Origin of the sequence: Streptomyces sp. NBC_01669 (assembly GCF_026339735.1) — a bacterium.
Classification (GTDB): domain Bacteria; phylum Actinomycetota; class Actinomycetes; order Streptomycetales; family Streptomycetaceae; genus Streptomyces; species Streptomyces yanii.
On the sequence record NZ_JAPEQG010000001.1, the window covers coordinates 7,675,219 to 7,692,929 of the forward strand.

Below are 17,711 nucleotides of genomic sequence, written 5' to 3' on the forward strand. Positions count from 1 at the left end.
GCATCGGCCACAACTGGGTCGCGGTGCCGGATGTCGGCGACGCCAATAGGGTCCACTTTCCCCGGGTCGGCGAGGAGGCGTACGCGGCTGGTCTGAACCGCCGCCGCACCATCCGCTCTGCCGTGTGCCGGCTGATGGACGCGCTTCCCTTCGTCGAATTCGCCGCAGCCAGCCCTGGAGGGCAGGGCGAAGGGCAGCTCGGAGGGGGTGCGGCCGCACCTCACCCCGGCCGGTGGCGGCGTTGCGATACCGCACGACGAGCCCAGGCGAGGGAGGGGAGCTATGCGGTGACTGTGTCCGTGGCCGCGGTGTCGTCGTCGAAGGTCATCTCCGGTGCGGGCCGGCGGAAGCCCTTGGTCAGGACGGCCAGGTAAACGACGCCGATCGCCAGCCAGACGCCGCCGATCTGGAGTGCGACGTCACCGAGCTTCGTGAGCAGGTAGAGAGAAACGCCGGCGCCGATGGCCGGCATCACCAGGTACGAGAAGAGGTTGGGGGTGCGGCCGTGTCTGCGCTCTCGGACCAGGTGGGCGATCACGCAGACGTTCACCAGGGTGAAGCCGAGGAAGGCGCCGAAGTTGATGAACGAGGTGGCTGTGGTCAGGTCGAGTTTCATGGCGATGACACCGGCGGCCGCGGTCAGCAGCAGGTTCAGGACGGGCGTGCCGGTCTTCTTCGACAGGTTGCCGAAGACGGCCTTGGGCAGTGCGCCGTCGCGTCCCATGACGTACATGAGGCGGGCGGCGGAGGCTTGCAGGGCGATACAGGATGCAATGGATCCGGCGATGGTGACGAAGTTGATGATCTCGGCGTACGTCTCGCCGCCGACCTGCACCTTCAGGTGGTAGGCGGCCGCGTCGACGTCGGCGAACTTCGCGCCGGGGTGGACCAGTTGCATCACGAAGGACAGCACGATGAAGATCGCTCCGGCGGCGATGACGCAGCCGATGATGCCGCGGCCGATCGTCCTCGCCCCGCCCCTGGCCTCCTCGCCGAGCGTGGAGACGGCGTCGAAGCCGAGGAAGGAGTACGCGGCGATGGCTGCGGCCGCAGTGACCGCGCCGATCGAAGTGCCGGAGTTCCACAGGGCGTCCGTGGCAGGCGCGGAGGAGCCGTGCTTGCCGAGGAAGACGACACACAGGGTGGCGAAGAGGACCAGCGACCCCAGAGCGATGAACATCAGGACCTTGTTGACGCGGTCCGCGAGCTTCATGCCGAAGACGTTGATGGCGGTGGTGATGCCCACCGAGACGATCAGCCAGACCCACTTGGGTATCTCAGGGAACTGGGCGTTGAAGTAGATCGCCGTGATCAGCCAGCCGACCATCGGGATGAAGAAGTAGTCGAGCAGCATCGCCCAGCCGGACAGGAAACCGATGCGGCTGTCGAGCATCTTGCGGGCGTAGGTGTAGACCGATCCCGCGCCGGGCACGGCGCCCGCCATCTTCGCGTAACTCAGCCCGGTGAGCAGCATCGCGAGGGTGGCGATGGCGAACGCGGTCGGGGCCGCGCCGCCGCTGGTGGCGGCGACCACGCCGAAGATCGTGACGACGATGCCGGGGGAGATGTAGGCCAGGCCGAACAGGACGACGGAGAAGAGGCTCAGGTCGCCCTTCAGTCTCATGGTGTTCTCAGTTGTCTCGCTGTTCATCGTGGTGGCTCCTCGGTGGTGTGGGCGGGGTTCCAGGTGGCGGGGTCGATGCGGCCCCCGTACAGCGGGAGGTCGAGGGCTGGGTCGCCGGGGCGGAATTGGTCCCAGATCCGGTTGAGACCGGCGGTGCCGTAGCGGCGGACGTTGCTGACCTCGTCGAGGTCGATCACGTCGGTGAGGGTGGAGTCGCCGGCGTCGACGGTTTCGGCGCGCACCGTGCCCTGTGGATCGATGACGAGGCTGCGGCCGACCCCGGAGGGGGCAGCGGCATTGACGCTGGCGACGAAGACCTGATTGGTGATGGCGTTGGCGCGGCTGAGGACGACTTCCTGCGCGCGGTCGCTCGTCGCCGTGCGGACCACATTGACGATCAGCTCTGCGCCCATCCAGGCCAGATGGCGGGAGATCTCCGGGAACCAGGTGTCGTAGCAGATGGACAGTCCGATGCGGCCGACCCCGGGGAGGTCGACGACCTCGAACCGGTTGCCGGGTGTGGTCGTCTCGTACGGGCGCCACGGGCAGATCTTGCGGTACGCGGCGAGGCGCTCACCCCGTGGTGAATAGACCGGTGCCGTGTTGTGGACGCGGTCGCCGGTGCCTCGCTCGTAGACGCTGCCGGGTACCAGCCAGATGCCCAGATCCCCCGCGAGCTCGGCGAAGGCCGCATCGCGTTTGCCGTCGAGCGGCTCGGCGGCCTCCTCCGGGGCGGCGGGGACGCCGGGGGCGCTCTCGCCGAGGTGCAGTTCGGGGTAGACGACGAGGGCGCCGGGTGCGCGCAGTTTCACGCGCCGCTCCACGTCGGCGGCAAAGCCTGCGAGGTCGTCTGCCGGGCGGCCGGGCGCCTGGGCGAGGATCAGGGGCAGGGGGCGGGCCATGCGGGAACACCAGCCAATCGAAGGAACTATTCGAGGAGAAGTCGACGGAGATTCGGGCGCCGATAACCAGAAATTCCGGTGGGACAAGAATGCGGCTAGTCAGCCATAGCCTCAAATACTTGAGAGGGGTGATTACCATGCCTTTGAGGCATGAAGGTGTCATGCCTCCTCCGTCTCCCGAGGGGCCACCGCCATGGAACTCCGAGTGCTGCGCTACTTCCTGACCATCGTGGAGACCGGTTCGGTCACCAAGGCTGCCGAGGTGGTCCGCGTCGCCCAGCCCTCGCTGTCGCGCCAACTGCGCGGCCTGGAAGGGACCTTGGGGATGACACTCTTCGACCGCGGCGGCAAGCAGATGGTCCTGACGGCGGCCGGCCGGCGCTTCCTTCCTCTGGCCCGCGACCTGGTCGCCCGCGCGGACACCGCCGAGGCCGCAGTCGGTGCGCTGGCTGCCGGTCGTGCCATGCGGATCACCGTGGCGGCGCCGCCCACCACCATCACCGACGTGATCGCGCCGTTCCTGGCCACCTGGGGGCCGGAGGATCCGCTCGTCACCGTGCAGGCGGAGAGTCCGGCACATGCGTACCAGGCCCTTGCGAGGGGCGCCGATGTAGCCATCTCCTCGGCACCTCCGAGGAGCCGTTTCGCCGGGCTCCCGGTGGCCCGCCTGCCGCTGTGGGCCTACGTCCGTGCCGACCACGCCTGGGCGGACCGGGACCGCGTCACCATCAGGGAACTTGCCGCGGAGCCCCTCATCGTCCTCACCCCGGCGCACGGCACCCGCCGCATCCTGGACCATGCCGTGCAGGATGCGGACGCCTCGTACGACATCGTGCTCGAATGCGACACCCCGCACGTCGCACAGGCCATGGCGGCTTCGGGCCATGGTGTCGCGGTGGTCTCCGACGATCCCCGCTTCGACCTGCACCCGCTGCTGATCCTCGACAGCACGGGCGAACCGCTGCAGATCCACCTGCACGCGGCGTGGGACGCCGGCCACTATGCGCTGCGCAGCATCGAGGCATTCGCGGCCGGTTTGTCACGTTTTTGTGTCGAGCGGTACGGGCCACAGGTCGCCGCCCGCCTATGAACTGCAGCGACGACTACAGACCACGGCCCTCACCACGACACGAGGCGTGACCGCACGCCGACCCGACGGCCGACAGGCCAAGGAGAGCTGGAGGTATGCCTGGCGGGCAGCCTGACCAGATCGGGCAGGCATTGGACGGCGGCCCCGGCGCGCCCCACCATGCGGCGATATCCCGCATCAGCTGCCAGCCCGAGAGGACCTCGGACCATGCCGAGACCGTTCCATGCCCGACGGCTACGCCGTGCCGCCGCCACTGCCGCCGTGCTCGCGGGGCTGTTCGCCGTCCCGCCACCGACGATGGCGGCGCCCGCCGCAACCGCACCCGTACCGGGTGATCCGCTCACCGGAAGCGGTGCGGTGAACCGGACCGAACTCACCGCCGGCCAACTCGCCGGGGGGACCGCCGAGGACACCGTGCCCGACAGTGCCTTCGCTCTGCCGGCGCAAGCGGCGCCACCCACCCACAGCTTCGAAGGCACCCTCACTTTCGAGGGCCTCTCCACCGCCGGCGAATTCCGCGCGTTGAAGGACCCGAACGGATACGGAGACGCAGCAGCGACCCGGCACCTGCCGCCGGTCGACATCGCGCTCGTGCAGAACGGCAGCCATCTCGTCCCGGCGAAGCGCGGGTTGCAGTACACGGGGAACCCGGCGTGGAACCTGGCGGTGGGACCCGGCCGCGCGTGGAACGAGGACGGCGACGGCGAACGCACCCGTGCCTCCCTGCCGTTCGCGCTCGTCGAGCGCAACGCCAACTGCGTGCACAACGGCGCCCTGACGTTCCTCTTCGACAACACATCGATCTCCGAAGTCCGCTACCAGATCACCACGGAGACCTGCGAGTACTTCCAGTTCGACATGTGGGGCCAGGTGCCGGCCGACTACCGGCCCGGCCCCGTCGACGGCGCCGAGAACCTGCGCGACGCGTACGCCTCCGAGATCAAGGATCGGCTCCCGACCAAGCCCATCTCGGCGCTGGCCACCGACTACCCGGACAGTGGGGTGGACGTGGCGAAGTTCGGCTCCGGCATCACGCCGTCCGCGCTGAGTACCTTCGGCTTCTACTTCGGCGGAGTCCACTACGTGGGCAACTGTCGGACCCGGCAAGGGGAGTACCCGTTCTGCGGCCAGATGCTGCTGCCCTCGTACTCGACGGCGAAGTCGGCGTTCGCGGGAACAGCCATGCTGCGTCTGGCACAGCGCTACGGCCCGGCCGTGGCCCAGGAGAAACTCTCCGACCGAATCTCCGAGACCGCCGGCAAGACTGCCTGGAGCGGCGTCACCCTCGACCACACCCTCGACATGGCCACCGGGAACTACACCTCGCCCGGCTACGAGACCGACGAATCGGGCCGCACCATGGCGAACTTCTTCGCAGCCGAGCCCTACGCCGACAAGATGCGACTCGCCCTGTCCTTCCCACGTAAGGCCAGCCCCGGCAACAAGTGGGTCTACCACACCTCGGACACCTTCCTCGCCGCCCGCGCGATGAACAACTACCTGCAGGACAAGACCGGTTCGGACGCCGACATCTTCGACATGCTCCGCGACGACGTGCTCGAACCCATCGGTGTCGGGCCCGACTCCCTCGTCTCCTCCCGCACCGACAACAACCCCGGCGGGGTGCCCTTCGGCGGCTACGGCATGTTCTGGACGCAGGATTCCGTCGCCCGGTTCGCGAAATTCCTCAACAACGACCACGGCGCCGTCAACGGCACGCAGATACTCGACCCGACACTGCTCGCGGCCACCATGCAACGCACACCGCAGGACCGGGGCATGACCACCACCGGCACCAAGCCCATGAAGTACCAGAACGGCTTCTGGGGCCGCGAGTTCACCTCCGCTGACAACCCCGCCTACACCAGCCCCTTCTACGTACCATTCATGTCGGGATACGGCGGCATCACCGTCGCGATGATGCCGAACGGCGCCACCTACTACTACTTCAGCGACAACAACGAGTTCAGTTGGAACGCCGCCGTCGCCGAAGCCGACAAGCTAGCGCCCATGCCCGGCGCGGCAGTCACTGCGAGGTAGACCCCATCGAACGCACCCTTATCGGCCTGGGATGCGCTTCGCCTGACTATGACCGTTGCCGGGGTGTCCCACCCGAACCCTTCCAGGTTCGATAGGAGACTCCGGCCAGCCGACAGTCGCTGAGGGGTGGACAGTTCAGCCTCCTTCGTGTGGTCACGCTCCTGCCCGTCGGGTACTACAACCGACGGGCAGGAGCGTGCCTGGGTGCGTCACCGGGGCGGGATCGATCAAGCAATGACGCACCCAGGCTCAACTGACAGCTTCCACGCTAGGGGCCCATCAGAATCTGCGACCGCTGCTGGCGAAGACCTATTCAGCCGCGCCATCCGGTCGACCCATGAGGCGGAAGCCTCGCCTGCTAGCGGAGCCCGTGACCAGCGCTAATTGCCATGCAAGCATCCTCATATACGGCCTTCACTCTCAACCACTGTCGGACATCTCCTGAGTGAATGGCCAGCCTCCCCCTTGACATCCAACTCAGTCGCCCCAGGTCAGCGCACTCCACCCGACTAACTTCGCTGTCAAAGGACAACAGTTCGTGTCCTCTGACGTCCAATCGAGTCGTTTGACAGCGAACCTAGTCGTGCGAGGTGAGCACGGGTCTGCTGCGCGATCGGGCGACATCTGAACTGGCTTGCCCTGTGGGGCGGGTGGGAAGAATGTCGTTGTGCCCAAGCCCGATCCGAAAGAGTTCCGCGAGGACGTCGTGCGGGTTGCGAGGAAGCGCGTGGCGTGCTTGACCAGCAGCAGAGGATGAGGCGGCAGGTCGGTGACCTAGGAACGGGTGACGGCCCTGCTGCGCTCTCTGTCCACGGCTGTCCATGGCGCGGCAGGTGAGCGAGACGCTCCTTGCATGAGCCTCACTGAGAACCTGAGCGACGGGGCCGTGGCCGTGCTTGCAGGCGTTGTCATCGAGCTGATTCTGTGGGGCGGCCGCCAGTTACGCCGCCGCTTGCCGATAGACCCGCCGGAGCTGCCAGGACCAGATACGAAGGAGCACATGCGCATGGGACGCCCCGGTCAGCTCACCAAGCCGAATCTGCCGCCAGGCTCGCACCGGGATCTCATCAGCCTGCTGCATCACCTGCACTTGCTGGCCGGACTGCTGTCCGTACGGACGATCGCCGAGCTCGCCCGGCGGTCGCCCAGCACCGTACACAAGGCCCTCACCGGCACCGAACTCCCTGATCTGCACGTGGTGATGGCCATCGCTCTCGTCCTGGCAGACGCGGCCCGCAGTGACGATCGTGACCGCATCCTCGACGACGTCGACTCCCGCGTCGAAGCTATGTGGCTGGAGGCACAGCGCGAGGGGCGCCCGCCCGCTCCCAAAACCGTGCAGAGCGTCGTCGAGGAGACCTGGGCCGAGTTCTCCCGAGGCGAGAACCCCTGGGCCAACGTGATCCTCAACCCGGTGGATTACTCCCAGCTCGCACGGTGTCCCATCCTGTCCGTGAGCCTGCGTTCCGGTCTCGTCACGGTCCTCGTCTCCACCCCGGACTGGGACGCCTTGGGAACCGTGGAGGACCCCCAGGAATGGCATCTACTGTTCCAGACTGCAGTGATCAAGAAGCTCGACTACTTCCTGCACGTCTGGATCAAGTTGGTTCCCGGGTTCGACACCGTCGCGAATCCGTGTCCCAGGCTGACCCCCGTCGCGCCTCGTACGGCCTGACTGACGCGGCAGATCAACGGCCCTGGATCCGCGTGCGGGTTCGGGGCTTTGCCGCGAGGGCCGTGGTCAGCAGCTGTGTCAGATCCTGGGTGGCGGTGAGGGTGCGGTGCGGTCCTGTTTCTTGATGTGACCTTGCCTCCCCGTACGGCGTGCCGTTGCAGTCCGTGACGTGTGAGTGCCGACCGGTACAGCCACACAACACCCCCAGCCGGCGCACTCCTCACGACTAGGTTCGCTGTCAAAGAAGCCGAAACGACTGGATTGGCTGTCGAACGACTCGATTGGATGGCAAGGGACAGCAGTTGTCCTTCGACAGCGAAGTTAGTCGTGCGCAGCTCGCTGACCTGCGTCGACTAGGTTGGATGTCAACACGGCGGTCGCTAGCGTGGATCATTGGGTCGGAGGGGATGCTGGATGCGGATGGTGCATGACATCTGCCGTGGGTTGGCTCTGGACGCTGCCCACGTGTCCGCGTCAGCCGCTGCGTCGGCGGGCGCGCAGGGCGTTCCAGTGGCGTAGCCGTTCGCTGATCTGGGCTTCGTAGCCGTTGCGGGTGGGCTGGTAGTACGTCTCGTGGTCCATGCCGTCGGGGAGGTAGTCGGCGCCGGAGAAGCCGTCGGCGGTGTCGGGGTCGTACTGGTAATCCTTGCCGTAGCCGAGGTCCTTCATCAGTCGGGTCGGCGCGTTGAGGATGTGGGCGGGCGGCATGAGCGAACCAGTGCGGCGGGCAGCGCGGTGTGCGGCGTTGAAGCCGCGGTAGACGGCGATGGACTTGGGTGCGGTGGCGAGGTAGACGACGGCCTGGGCGATCGCCAACTCGCCCTCGGGGGAGCCGAGTCGCTCGTACACGTCCCAGGCGGCGAGGGCCTGCTGGACGGCGTGCGGGTCGGCCATGCCGATGTCCTCGTTCGCGAAGCGGGCCAGGCGGCGGGCTACGAACAGGGGGTCCTCGCCGCCGTCGAGCATGCGGGCGAGCCAGTACAGGGCCGCGTCCGGGTCGGAGCCGCGCATGGACTTGTGCAGCGCGGAGATCAGGTTGTAGTGGCCCTCCTGCGCCTTGTCGTACAGCGGGGCCCGCTGCTGGATGTGGTGGGCAAGCCCAGCGGTGTCCAGGGGAGTCTCGGTGTCCGGGAGGGCCTGGAGCTGTTCGGCCATGTTGAGGAGGTAGCGGCCGTCGCCGTCCGCCATGGCGATCAGGGCGCGGCGGGTGTCGTCCTCCAGCGGCAGCCGGTGGCCGGTGAGCTGCTCGGCGCGGTCGAGGAGCGTGGACAGTGCGGCTTCGTCGAGGCGTTTGAGGACGAGGACCTGGGTGCGGGAGAGGAGGGCGCCGTTGAGTTCGAAGCTCGGGTTCTCCGTGGTGGCGCCGATCAGGGTGATCGTGCCGTCCTCGACGTAGGGAAGGAAGCTGTCCTGCTGGGCACGGTTGAAGCGGTGGATCTCGTCGACGAACAGCAGGGTCCCCTGGCCGATGCCCCGCCGGCTGCGTGCGGCGGCGAACACTTTCCGCAGCTCGGCCACGCCGGAGAAGGTGGCCGACACCGGTTCGAAGGCCAGGTTGCTGCCGTCGGCGAGGAGCCGGGCGATGGTGGTCTTCCCGACGCCGGGCGGCCCCCACAGGATGGCGGAGCTGAGGCGCTGCTGGGCGACCATGCGGCCCAGTGGAGCGTCCGGGGCAAGGAGGTGGTCCTGCCCGACGACCTCTTCCAGCCGGGTGGGGCGCAGGCGGTAGGCGAGGGGCCGGGCGGGCTCCTCGCCGAAGAGCGGCAGAGTCGCTTCGGTCGGTTCCATCGGTCTCTCGGGTGGTGGGAGGCGGGCGTCTGCGGATGTGACGAGCCTTGCACGGGACACTGACAGGCGGGGCTCAGCCGCTCGCGGGGAAGCTCGCGGCGCTCATCGGGCACCGGGGCGGTCGCGTCGCGGCAGCCGCTTGGTGACCAGGTCGTAGGAGTTCTCGACCGCGTCGGTGACCAGCCGCTCGGTGATGCCGGGACCCGCCCCGAGCGAGATCCAGTGCCGTTTGTCGAGGTAGTGGCCCGGGGTGATCGAGGCGTAGCCGCGTTCTTGCGCGCGGGCGTGTTCGGGTTCGCACTTGACCGTGATGATCTGGTCGTCCGGGTCGTCGGTGACGATCAGGAACACCTTGCCCGCGACCTTGTACACGTCGAGTCCGGGAGTGAAGGGATATCCGTGGCTGACGTCGGGCAGGGTGCGGGCCGCCCGGCGGGCGGTGTCTTGGAGCCGGTCACCGGCCGCGCTCACCAGGACGCCCGCCTTCCGCTGCCGTAGGTGTGCGGGTCGACGGGCTGCTCGGCCTTGGGCAGGTGAGCGACGACGAGCCGGTATGACTCGGTGACGAGCTCCCCGACGAGCTCCTTGTCGACGCCTTCCCCGCCCTCCAGTGTGATCCAGTGCTTCTTGTTCATGTGGTAGCCCGGGGTGATGTGGCTGTACTGCTCCCGCAGGGCTTGGGCCTCACCGGGGTCCGCCTTGAGGATCACGACGGGACGCCCCGGGACCTCGGTCATCAGCATGAACACCTTGCCGCGCACCTTGAAGACCTCCCAGTCGGGGCCGAAGGGATGCTCCAGCGCTGCTCCGGGAAGTCCCTCGGCGCAGTCGACGGCGGTCTTGTGCAGGTCCGTTCCGTTCATGGGGCGGTGCCTTCCTCAAGAGGTGGTCGCGGCGGCACGTCCCATCCTTCCCTCGAACCCGACAAGGAGGGCGGTAGGCTGCGGACACGTGATGGTCGAGAAGCGACACCCCAGCCCGAGCGGCCAGGCCGGGCCGGCCGCGGTTCCGCTGTACGGTTTCCAGCCCCCGGTCGGCACCCCGTACGGCCTTGAGGTGAGTACAGTCGAGGATTTCTTCGTCCAGCACGACGACTGGCCGTGGAACCCGCCCCGTCCGGGCCGCGCCACCTTCCACTACCTCATCGCGGTCACCGAGGGTGAGTTGCGGCACGACGTCGACCACGTCACGCGGACCGTCGCCCCCGGCCAGTGGCTGTGGGTGCGTCCCGGGCATGCGCAGTGCTGGCACCCGCTCGGCGCGGCCCGCGGACCGTTCATCCTGTTCGAACCGGACGTGCTGCGGCCCGACATCGCCCGCCTGCTGGCCCCGCTGACCGCGCACGAGGCCCCTGCCGTGCTGAGCCCGCGCCCCGACGACGCAGCCTGGCTCCAGCAGACGGCACTCCAGCTTCTGGACGAACACCGCGCACTCGGACGCCGACCCCTCGACGTCCACCACGCCCTGCGGCGCAGCCTGCTCGAATCGCTGCTGCTGCGCCTCGCCAACGCCCCCGGGGTCACCCCCGCCGACACGAGTGCCGGGAAAAGCCGTGGTGACTCCTACGGACGGTTTGCGGACGCCCTGGAGCTGCACTTCCGCGAACTGCACCGGGCCGCGGACTACGCCGAGTTGCTCGGCTGTTCGGTCCGTACTCTCAGCCGTGCCGCCCGGGAGGCCACCGGTAAGGGGGTGCGTGAGCTCATCGACGAGCGGCGCCTCCTTGAAGCCCGGCGTCTGCTGGGAGACGCCCGGTGGGACGCCCGGTCCGTGGCCGTCCACCTCGGCTTCACCGATCCCTCGAACTTCGGCCGCTTCTTCCGCGACCGCACCGGTCTCACCCCGGCCGCTTTCGCGGCCCGGGACGCAACGCGCGGGTAGGTCTACCAACTGGGCTGGGGTCAGACCCAGTTGGGGATGTGCTCTTCGGCGTAGCGGGCGCCGAATCCACCGTTCGGGAGGATCTCGTGGATCGCGGCGAGATCGGCCTCGGTGAGGGTGACGTCGGCGGCGCGGGCGTTTTCCTCCATGCGGGCGGCGCTTCGGGTGCCCGGGATCGGGACGATGTGCTCGCCCTGGGCGAGCAGCCAGGCCAGGGCGAGCTGGGAGACGGTGATGCCCTTGGCCGTGGCCAGCCGGCCGAGTCGCTCGACGGCTTCGACGTTCTTCTCGAAGTTGCCGGGCTGCCAGCGCGGGTTGGTGTTGCGGAAGTCGGTGGCGTCGTAATGTCCCGCGGGCTTCGCGGTACCGGTGATGAAGCCGCGGCCGAGGGGCGAATAGGGGACGAAGCCGATGCCGAGCTCTTTAAGGACCGGGAAGAGCTGCTCGACGTCGCGCTCGAAGAGCGAGTACTCGGTCTGCAGGACCGAGACCGGCTGGACGGCGTGCGCCTTGCGGATGGTCTGCGGGCCGGCCTCGCTGAGGCCGAAGTACTTGACCTTGCCCGCGTCGATGAGCTCCTTGACGGTGCCCGCGACATCCTCGATCGGCACGTCCGGGTCGACGCGGTGCTGGTAGAGGACGTCGATCTGGTCGACGCCGAGGTAGCGCAGGCTGTTGTCGGTGACGGTGCGGATGTTGTCCGGGCGGCTGTTGAGGCCCAGGCCCTGCTCGGTCTGTGCGAAGCCGAACTTGGTGGCCAGCACGACCTCGTCGCGGAAGTCGCTTACCGCCTTGCCGAGCAGAACTTCGTTGTTGCCCGTGCCCCAGCCGTAGAGCTCGGCGGTGTCGAAGAAGGTGACGCCCAGGTCGTGGGCGCGGCGGATGGCGGCGATGCCCGCCTCCTCGTCACCGGGGCCGTAGCCCATGGTCAGGCCCATCGAGCCGTAGCCGATCGCCGAGACGGTCAGGCCCTGGGTGCCGAGTGTCCTTTGGTGCATGCCGATCTCCTATGTCAAACCAAACAGTTCGGTTTTAGCCTACGCCGACCGCCGCCCAGCGGCAAACCAAACGGTTTGGTCGGGTAGCGTGGAAGTATGAGTGCCTCAACCCGCGCAGACTCGGTCCGCGACCGCATCGTGAGTGCCGCCAAGGCCGAGTTCTCCCAGCACGGGATCGCCGGGGCGCGGATCGACCGGATCGCCAAGGCCGCCAGGACCAGCAAGGAACGCGTCTACGCCTACTTCTCCAGCAAGGTGGCCCTCTACCGGTTCGTCTCCGCGCAGGAGCTGGCGGCCGTGACCGAAGCGACCCGCATGGACCCCACCGATCTGCCCGGTTACGCCGGCCGCCTCCATGACTACTTCACCGGCCACCCCGACCGCTTCCGGCTCATGAGCTGGGGGCAACTGGAACTCGACGCCGGCGACTCCCTCCCCTACGACTCCTTCCGGGAATCAGTGGCCCGCAAGGTCGAGCAACTCCGCGAGGCCCAGGAAGCCGGCCGGCTGGACGCCCACTGGGACCCGGTCGACATCCTGGTCTTCGTCCACCAGATCGCCACCGCCTGGGCTGCACAGCCTGACCTGCTGCCCCCAAACGACGAGGGTCGCGCCACGTTCCTGGCGGCACGCCGAGCCGCCATCATCACGGCCGTGGAGCGCCTGTTTCCCGCGACCACGAAGCACTGACCGCGCCCCGAGCCCTCGAAGTGGCGCCTTGCTTCATTGGCGCCCGGGAGACTCGGGCGAGCGACCGAGCACTGTCGCATCTCGTGCATATTCGAGCAGCAGGTGACGGTGTCGCCTCCTCGAAGCCCGGCGCCTGCTCGCAGATGCCCGGTGGGACGCGTCGAAGTCACGACTAGGTTCGCTGTCAAAAAAGCCGAAACGACTGGGTTGGCTGTCAAACGAATCGATTGGATGACAAGGGACAAGTTCGTGTCCTTTGACAGCGAAGTTAGTCCGGCTGAAGTCGCTGACCTGCGCGGACTAACTTCGCTGTCAACGCAGTCGAGTGACGCTTCCTTCGGCCCGGGCGCTCTGGCCTGCGTCGGCTGGGTTGGATGGCAAGGAACTCATATGGAAGACCAACCTCTTGCGGTGACCGGCGTCGGCCTCCCGCACCACGGTGTGGGCCTTCGCTCTCGGCCACCGCGCCGGCCCCCTGCTGGCAGCAGCAATCCCGCGCGGCAGAAGGCTCACTCGGCGCTACGAGGTTTACGGCGCCGGTACGGCACCGATCTGCTGCATCACCCCGAGGAGGTCGGGCTGGCCCCGTTCGCCGACGATCCGGCCGTCGGCCAGGTAGTAGAAGTTCATGGCCTGCACCGAGATCTTGTTGCCGCTCGCCGGGATCCCGAAGAATTCACCGTCGTGAGTTCCCCGCATGGTGAACCGCGCGGCCACGGTGTCGCCTTCGGTGACCTTCTCCTCCAGCGTCCACTGGACGTCGGGGAAGGCACTGCGCATCATCCCGATGACTTCCATGTACCCATGGGGCCCCCGCAGTGGTTCCGGGTGGCTTGGCGCGTGGAACACCGCGTCCGGAGAAATGACCTCGCGGGCGAGATCCTCGTTGCCCGTGTTGATGAACTCGACGAAGCGGTTCATCACTGACTCGGTGGACTGCGATGGCATCTTGCTGTGCCTCTCCAGAGACGTTCGGGCGGGTACCTGTGAGCCTAACATCGAATCGATGTTCACATCGATTCGATGTTTGCGTGCGAAGATGGACTCATGCTGGAACTCGCGATACTCGGCTTCCTGGCCGAGGCCCTCTTGCCCGGACATGAGCTGCGCCGCCGCGTCTCACAGCTGACCGGCTATACGCGGCCGGTCAGTGACGGCAGCCTGTATCCGGCGATCAACCGCCTGACCAGGGCGGGCTTGATCGAGCGGCGCGCCGACCCTGCCGCGGGGGCGTCCCGATACGTGCTCAGCCTGACCGCGGCTGGGCGGGCCGACATGCTTCAGCGCCTGCGCGAGCCCGCCGACCACGAGATCACCGACTTCACCCGGTTCTACGTCGTCCTGGCGTTCCTCTCCCACCTGCCCGACGTGGCCGAACAGCACGCGGTGCTGCGCAGACGGCTGGAGTTCCTGGAAGAACCGGCGAGCTTCTTCTACGACAACGAGCGGCCCCTGCGTGCCGAGGAGATCGCCGACCCCTACCGGCGGGGCATGCTGCTCACCGCCCGCGCCACCAGCCGCGCCGAGCGGACCTGGCTGCGCGAGACCCTCGGAGAGAAGCCGCCCGCATTCGACACTGCGTGTACCGACAGCGATCCGCATGCGCCCGCCGCTCCCGCGAGCTGACTGTCCACGGAGGTACCCCCATGCTTGCTTCCTGGTACGACGAACAGGGCCCCGCCGCCGATGTCCTGCACGTCGGCGAACTCCCTGATCCCGTCCCCGGCCCCGGCGAGGTCCGCGTCCGCGTCACCGTCTCGGGCGTCAACCCCGGCGACACCAAGAAGCGGCGCGGCTGGCTCGGCTCGTCCATGCCCTTCCCACGGGTGATCCCGCACAGCGACGCCGCCGGAGTCATCGACGCGGTGGGCGCCGGAGTCGACGCCCACCGCGCCGGACAACGGGTCTGGGTATACGGTGCCCAGTCCTACCGCCCCTTCGGCACCGCCGCCCAGTACACCGTCGTACCCGACCACCAGGCCGCACCCCTGCCCGACCACCTCAGTGACGAGTTGGGCGCGAGCCTCGGCATCCCCGGCATCACCGCCCACCGCACCGTCTTCGCCGACGGCCCGGTCGACGGCCAACTGGTCCTGGTCCACGGCGTCCTCGGCGGCGTCGGCTCCCTGGCGGCCCAGCTCGCCCACTGGGCCGGCGCCACCGTGATCGCCACCGTCCGCCGCACCCCGGACCTCGACCACATCGACCCGGCCGTCGTCTCCCACGCCATCGCCCTGGACACCGGCGACCCCGCCGCTGCCATCCGCTCGTACGCGCCGCGGGGCGTCGACCGGATCATCGAGGTCGCGCTGTCCGACAACGCCGACCTCGACAACGCCGTCGCCGCCAACAACGCCGTCATCGCCGCCTACGCCACCCGCACGGACCGCACCGAGATCCCCTTCTGGCCCCTGCTGTTCAACAACGTCACCCTCCGTCTGCTCGGCAGCGACGACTTCCCCGCCGAGGCCAAGCGTCAGGCCGCCCGCGACCTCACCTCCTCCGCAGCCGTCGGCGCCCTCACCGTCGCCGTCGCCGACCGCTACCCGCTGGATGACATCGCCAAGGCCCACGACCGCGTCGACGCCGGCGGTGGCCACGGCCGCATCCTGCTCACCATCCCCCAATAGCGCGGACTTGGAGCACCGGCCCGTCACCGGTATCCCACCGGCTCTGAGGTCGGGGTGCTGCCGGTATACGTACTCCGCACGCTTCCCGGTCTGGCGGACGTGCCTTGGCCCTGGTGAGACCGGTCATCTGGGCGGCGCCTTCGTGACCTGCCCGGGCTGTTCCCGTTGGGCAGGCAACATGGCGCGTGCACCTGCGTGTGGAGCCCGGCTTGCTTCCTGCTGTTGGGCCAGGCAGGGCAGACGTCCCCTTGGCCTCCCCGGCCCGGCAGCAGGCCAAGGGGCGGCGCAGGACCACGCCTGTTCTTCTCCCGGTCACGCATATCGGAATGAGTTTGGCAAGATGCGCGGTATGCGGCAGTTGCTGACGTGGCCAGCAGCGCAAGACTGGACGGGGTCGGCTGGCGGCTGTTTCCGGCTCGGGGCCAGAGGGGAGGCCACCGACTGAGTTGGACGTCAGCGGGAAGGCCGATCCGTTGGCCTACCGTTCGTCTGCTTGCGCAGTCCTGGTCCGAGGTCGCGTGTAACGGATGTAGTGGCGGATCGAGCCGTATGTTATCGAGCACTCGTGGTGGTCCATGAGCTCTGCCCAGATCTGCCTTCCATCCCTGTTCTTGCGTGGGTATCCCCGGCTTCAGCCGGGGAGGGAAACGCATCCTAAGCCCGGAGGCGCGAAGCGCCGGAGTTCGCTCCGCCTCTGTCGTTGCGGTCAGATAGGCCGCTTCTGGCCTTCGATGTACTGGCGGATTACGGTCAGCGGTGCGCCGCCGCATGATCCTGCGAAGTAGGAGCGGGACCAGAACACTGACCCCATGCCGATCCGGTTGATGCGGCCGGTGTACTCGGCCCGCAGGTACCGGGAGCTTACGCCCTTGAGGGAGTTGATCAGTTTAGACAGGGCGACTTTCGGCGGGTAGTGCACCAACAGGTGCACGTGATCCGCCTCGCCGTTGAACTCGCGTAGCTCTGTCTCGAAGCTGGCGCAGACCTCTCGCATGATCTCCTCGCACCGTTTGAGCATGGCGTCATCGAAGATGTCACGCCGGTACTTGGTGACGAACACCAAGTGTGCGTGGAGGGTGTAGGTGACGTGCCGTCCGGTGCGGATATCGGGGTTTGGCTTCCAGCGTGGTGACATACGCCAAGCGTAGTATGATCAAGCGAGCCAACGTGGAAGGGGGTGGGTCGGATGATGCGTGCGTACAAGTTCCTTATGCGGCCCACCGTGGGCCAGACGATCGCACTGGGCGAGATGCTGCGCGATCACTGCTCCCTCTACAACGGTGCCTTGCAGGAACGCCGTGACGCGTACCGGCACGTATCGAAGACGAGCATCAAGTACGGGATGCAGTCCGCGCAGCTCAAGGAGATCCGGGTGCACGACCCGGAGCGTCAGGGCCGGTGGTCCTTCTCCTCCCAGCAGGCGACGCTTCGCCGTCTCGGCAAGGCATTCGCCGCGTTCTTCCGCCGCGTCAAGGCGGGGAAACGCCGGGCTACCCGCGCTTCCGTGGCGTGAACTGGTTCGACACGGTCGACTTCCCCAAGGACGGGGACGGCTGCCGCTGGGACTCCACTGCGCACGACCCGGTCACCCGCGTCCGCTTCCAAGGTGTCGGGCACGTCAAGGTCAACCAGCACCGGCCGGTGGTCGGCAAGGTCAAGACCGTGTCCCTCAAGCGTGAGGGCAAGCGCTGGTACGTGATCCTGACCGCCGAGCAGACCGCGCCTAAGCCGCTTCCCGCGACCGGCTCTGTGGTCGGCATCGACATGGGCATAGCCAACTTCCTTGCCGACTCGGGCGGCGAGTTCATCGAGAACCCCGGCACGGGCGGAAGGCCGCCGCGAAGCTCGAAGCGGCACAGCAGGCTGTCGCTCGGTGCAAGCGCCGCAGCAACCGGCGTAAGAAGGCCGTCCAGAAGGTTGCGGACCTGCACCGAAAGGTTCGCCGTCAGCGCCTCGATCATGCACACAAGACCGCGTGGGGCCTGGTCCGCGAACACGACTTCATCGCGCACGAAGACCTTAAGATCCGCAACATGGTCAAGGCCCCCGCACCGAGGCCCGACCCCGACCGGCCGGGCAGCTTCCTGCCCAACAGGGCCGCCGCAAAGGCCGGACTCAACCACTCGATCTCGGATGCCGGATGGGGGGTGTTCCTGACGATCCTGCACGCCAAGGCTGAAAGTGCCGGACGAGACGTGATCGCTGTGGACCCCCGCAACACCTCCCGGACCTGCCCCGAATGCGGGCACGTCGCAGCGGAGAACCGGCCCACACAGGAGAAGTTCCACTGCGTCTCGTGCGACCACAGCGCGCACGCGGACACGGTGGGCGCCCTGAACGTTCTACGGGCCGGGCTGGTCCGTCGCGAAGCCGCACCGGCATAGCGAGAAGCC

Annotated in this window: 15 protein-coding genes and 1 pseudogene; 8 read left to right on the top strand and 8 right to left on the bottom strand. The window is 67.7% G+C overall.

All coding sequences use genetic code 11. From position 1 onward, the window contains the following. Positions 1–280 precede the first annotated feature (280 nt). Both OG972_RS34360 and OG972_RS34365 read right to left on the bottom strand, forming a co-directional pair. Entirely contained in the window at positions 281–1,651 is a 1,371-nt protein-coding gene (locus OG972_RS34360; RefSeq protein WP_266988214.1) for an APC family permease, read from the bottom strand. Beyond that, the gene (locus OG972_RS34365; protein ID WP_266988216.1) at positions 1,648–2,526 is read right to left on the bottom strand and encodes a carbon-nitrogen hydrolase family protein; all 879 of its coding nucleotides are present in this window, start codon (positions 2,524–2,526) and stop codon (positions 1,648–1,650) included. The genes OG972_RS34360 and OG972_RS34365 overlap by 4 nt, the downstream gene beginning before the upstream one ends. Before the next feature lie 193 nt (positions 2,527–2,719). Here OG972_RS34365 and OG972_RS34370 point away from each other — a divergent pair, with 193 nt between their 5' ends. From OG972_RS34370 to OG972_RS34380, 3 genes are all read left to right on the top strand, one after another. After that, positions 2,720–3,616, top strand: a complete 897-nt coding sequence (locus tag OG972_RS34370; protein WP_266988218.1) for a LysR family transcriptional regulator — start codon at positions 2,720–2,722, stop codon at positions 3,614–3,616. Between the two features lie 207 nt (positions 3,617–3,823). After that, positions 3,824–5,656: a hypothetical protein gene (locus tag OG972_RS34375; protein ID WP_266988220.1), complete on the top strand. Its 1,833-nt coding sequence runs from the start codon at positions 3,824–3,826 to the stop codon at positions 5,654–5,656. An 853-nt stretch (positions 5,657–6,509) separates the two neighbouring features. Beyond that, positions 6,510–7,331 (top strand): hypothetical protein, encoded by an 822-nt coding sequence (locus tag OG972_RS34380; protein ID WP_266988222.1) that lies wholly within the window; start codon positions 6,510–6,512, stop codon positions 7,329–7,331. 474 nt (positions 7,332–7,805) lie between these two features. On the opposite strand, the gene OG972_RS34385 is transcribed toward OG972_RS34380, so the two are convergent. From OG972_RS34385 to OG972_RS34395, 3 genes are all read right to left on the bottom strand, one after another. Further along, positions 7,806–9,119 (bottom strand): replication-associated recombination protein A, encoded by a 1,314-nt coding sequence (locus tag OG972_RS34385; RefSeq protein WP_266988223.1) that lies wholly within the window; start codon positions 9,117–9,119, stop codon positions 7,806–7,808. A gap of 102 nt (positions 9,120–9,221) precedes the next feature. After that, positions 9,222–9,590, bottom strand: a complete 369-nt coding sequence (locus OG972_RS34390) for an MmcQ/YjbR family DNA-binding protein (protein ID WP_266988224.1) — start codon at positions 9,588–9,590, stop codon at positions 9,222–9,224. Further along, positions 9,587–9,982 carry an MmcQ/YjbR family DNA-binding protein gene (locus OG972_RS34395; RefSeq protein WP_266988226.1) on the bottom strand — a complete coding sequence of 132 codons (396 nt, stop codon included), beginning with the start codon at positions 9,980–9,982 and terminating at the stop codon, positions 9,587–9,589. The genes OG972_RS34390 and OG972_RS34395 overlap by 4 nt, the downstream gene beginning before the upstream one ends. Before the next feature lie 88 nt (positions 9,983–10,070). Here OG972_RS34395 and OG972_RS34400 point away from each other — a divergent pair, with 88 nt between their 5' ends. Further along, positions 10,071–11,000 (top strand): AraC family transcriptional regulator, encoded by a 930-nt coding sequence (locus OG972_RS34400; RefSeq protein ID WP_266988228.1) that lies wholly within the window; start codon positions 10,071–10,073, stop codon positions 10,998–11,000. A gap of 20 nt (positions 11,001–11,020) precedes the next feature. Here OG972_RS34400 and OG972_RS34405 read toward each other — a convergent pair whose 3' ends face one another. Next, positions 11,021–11,998 carry an aldo/keto reductase gene (locus tag OG972_RS34405; protein ID WP_266988230.1) on the bottom strand — a complete coding sequence of 326 codons (978 nt, stop codon included), beginning with the start codon at positions 11,996–11,998 and terminating at the stop codon, positions 11,021–11,023. 96 nt (positions 11,999–12,094) lie between these two features. Here OG972_RS34405 and OG972_RS34410 point away from each other — a divergent pair, with 96 nt between their 5' ends. After that, positions 12,095–12,688 carry a TetR family transcriptional regulator gene (locus OG972_RS34410; RefSeq protein WP_266988232.1) on the top strand — a complete coding sequence of 198 codons (594 nt, stop codon included), beginning with the start codon at positions 12,095–12,097 and terminating at the stop codon, positions 12,686–12,688. Between the two features lie 528 nt (positions 12,689–13,216). Here the strand turns inward: OG972_RS34410 and OG972_RS34415 are convergent. Further along, positions 13,217–13,636 carry an ester cyclase gene (locus OG972_RS34415; RefSeq protein WP_266988234.1) on the bottom strand — a complete coding sequence of 140 codons (420 nt, stop codon included), beginning with the start codon at positions 13,634–13,636 and terminating at the stop codon, positions 13,217–13,219. A gap of 99 nt (positions 13,637–13,735) precedes the next feature. Here OG972_RS34415 and OG972_RS34420 point away from each other — a divergent pair, with 99 nt between their 5' ends. Both OG972_RS34420 and OG972_RS34425 read left to right on the top strand, forming a co-directional pair. After that, positions 13,736–14,314 carry a PadR family transcriptional regulator gene (locus OG972_RS34420; RefSeq protein ID WP_266988236.1) on the top strand — a complete coding sequence of 193 codons (579 nt, stop codon included), beginning with the start codon at positions 13,736–13,738 and terminating at the stop codon, positions 14,312–14,314. A 20-nt stretch (positions 14,315–14,334) separates the two neighbouring features. Further along, positions 14,335–15,318: an NADPH:quinone reductase gene (locus OG972_RS34425; protein ID WP_266988238.1), complete on the top strand. Its 984-nt coding sequence runs from the start codon at positions 14,335–14,337 to the stop codon at positions 15,316–15,318. Positions 15,319–16,024: 706 nt separating this feature from the next. On the opposite strand, the gene tnpA is transcribed toward OG972_RS34425, so the two are convergent. Continuing rightward, positions 16,025–16,453, bottom strand: coding sequence for an IS200/IS605 family transposase (gene tnpA, locus OG972_RS34430; protein WP_266988239.1), 429 nt, complete (start codon positions 16,451–16,453; stop codon positions 16,025–16,027). A gap of 51 nt (positions 16,454–16,504) precedes the next feature. Here tnpA and OG972_RS34435 point away from each other — a divergent pair. After that, a pseudogene (locus OG972_RS34435) lies at positions 16,505–17,702 on the top strand (RNA-guided endonuclease InsQ/TnpB family protein). The last annotated feature ends 9 nt before the right edge of the window (positions 17,703–17,711 follow it).

Bases quoted from the DNA above. Each gene is read 5' to 3' on its own strand.
- OG972_RS34360 (WP_266988214.1), bottom strand. From the start codon at position 1,651: ATGAACAGCGAGACAACTGAGAACACCATGAGACTGAAGGGCGACCTG.
- OG972_RS34365 (WP_266988216.1), bottom strand. From the start codon at position 2,526: ATGGCCCGCCCCCTGCCCCTGATCCTCGCCCAGGCGCCCGGCCGCCCG.
- OG972_RS34370 (WP_266988218.1), top strand. From the start codon at position 2,720: ATGGAACTCCGAGTGCTGCGCTACTTCCTGACCATCGTGGAGACCGGT.
- OG972_RS34375 (WP_266988220.1), top strand. From the start codon at position 3,824: ATGCCGAGACCGTTCCATGCCCGACGGCTACGCCGTGCCGCCGCCACT.
- OG972_RS34380 (WP_266988222.1), top strand. From the start codon at position 6,510: ATGAGCCTCACTGAGAACCTGAGCGACGGGGCCGTGGCCGTGCTTGCA.
- OG972_RS34385 (WP_266988223.1), bottom strand. From the start codon at position 9,119: ATGGAACCGACCGAAGCGACTCTGCCGCTCTTCGGCGAGGAGCCCGCC.
- OG972_RS34395 (WP_266988226.1), bottom strand. From the start codon at position 9,982: ATGAACGGAACGGACCTGCACAAGACCGCCGTCGACTGCGCCGAGGGA.
- OG972_RS34405 (WP_266988230.1), bottom strand. From the start codon at position 11,998: ATGCACCAAAGGACACTCGGCACCCAGGGCCTGACCGTCTCGGCGATC.
- OG972_RS34410 (WP_266988232.1), top strand. From the start codon at position 12,095: ATGAGTGCCTCAACCCGCGCAGACTCGGTCCGCGACCGCATCGTGAGT.
- OG972_RS34415 (WP_266988234.1), bottom strand. From the start codon at position 13,636: ATGCCATCGCAGTCCACCGAGTCAGTGATGAACCGCTTCGTCGAGTTC.
- OG972_RS34420 (WP_266988236.1), top strand. From the start codon at position 13,736: ATGCTGGAACTCGCGATACTCGGCTTCCTGGCCGAGGCCCTCTTGCCC.
- OG972_RS34425 (WP_266988238.1), top strand. From the start codon at position 14,335: ATGCTTGCTTCCTGGTACGACGAACAGGGCCCCGCCGCCGATGTCCTG.
- tnpA (WP_266988239.1), bottom strand. From the start codon at position 16,453: ATGTCACCACGCTGGAAGCCAAACCCCGATATCCGCACCGGACGGCAC.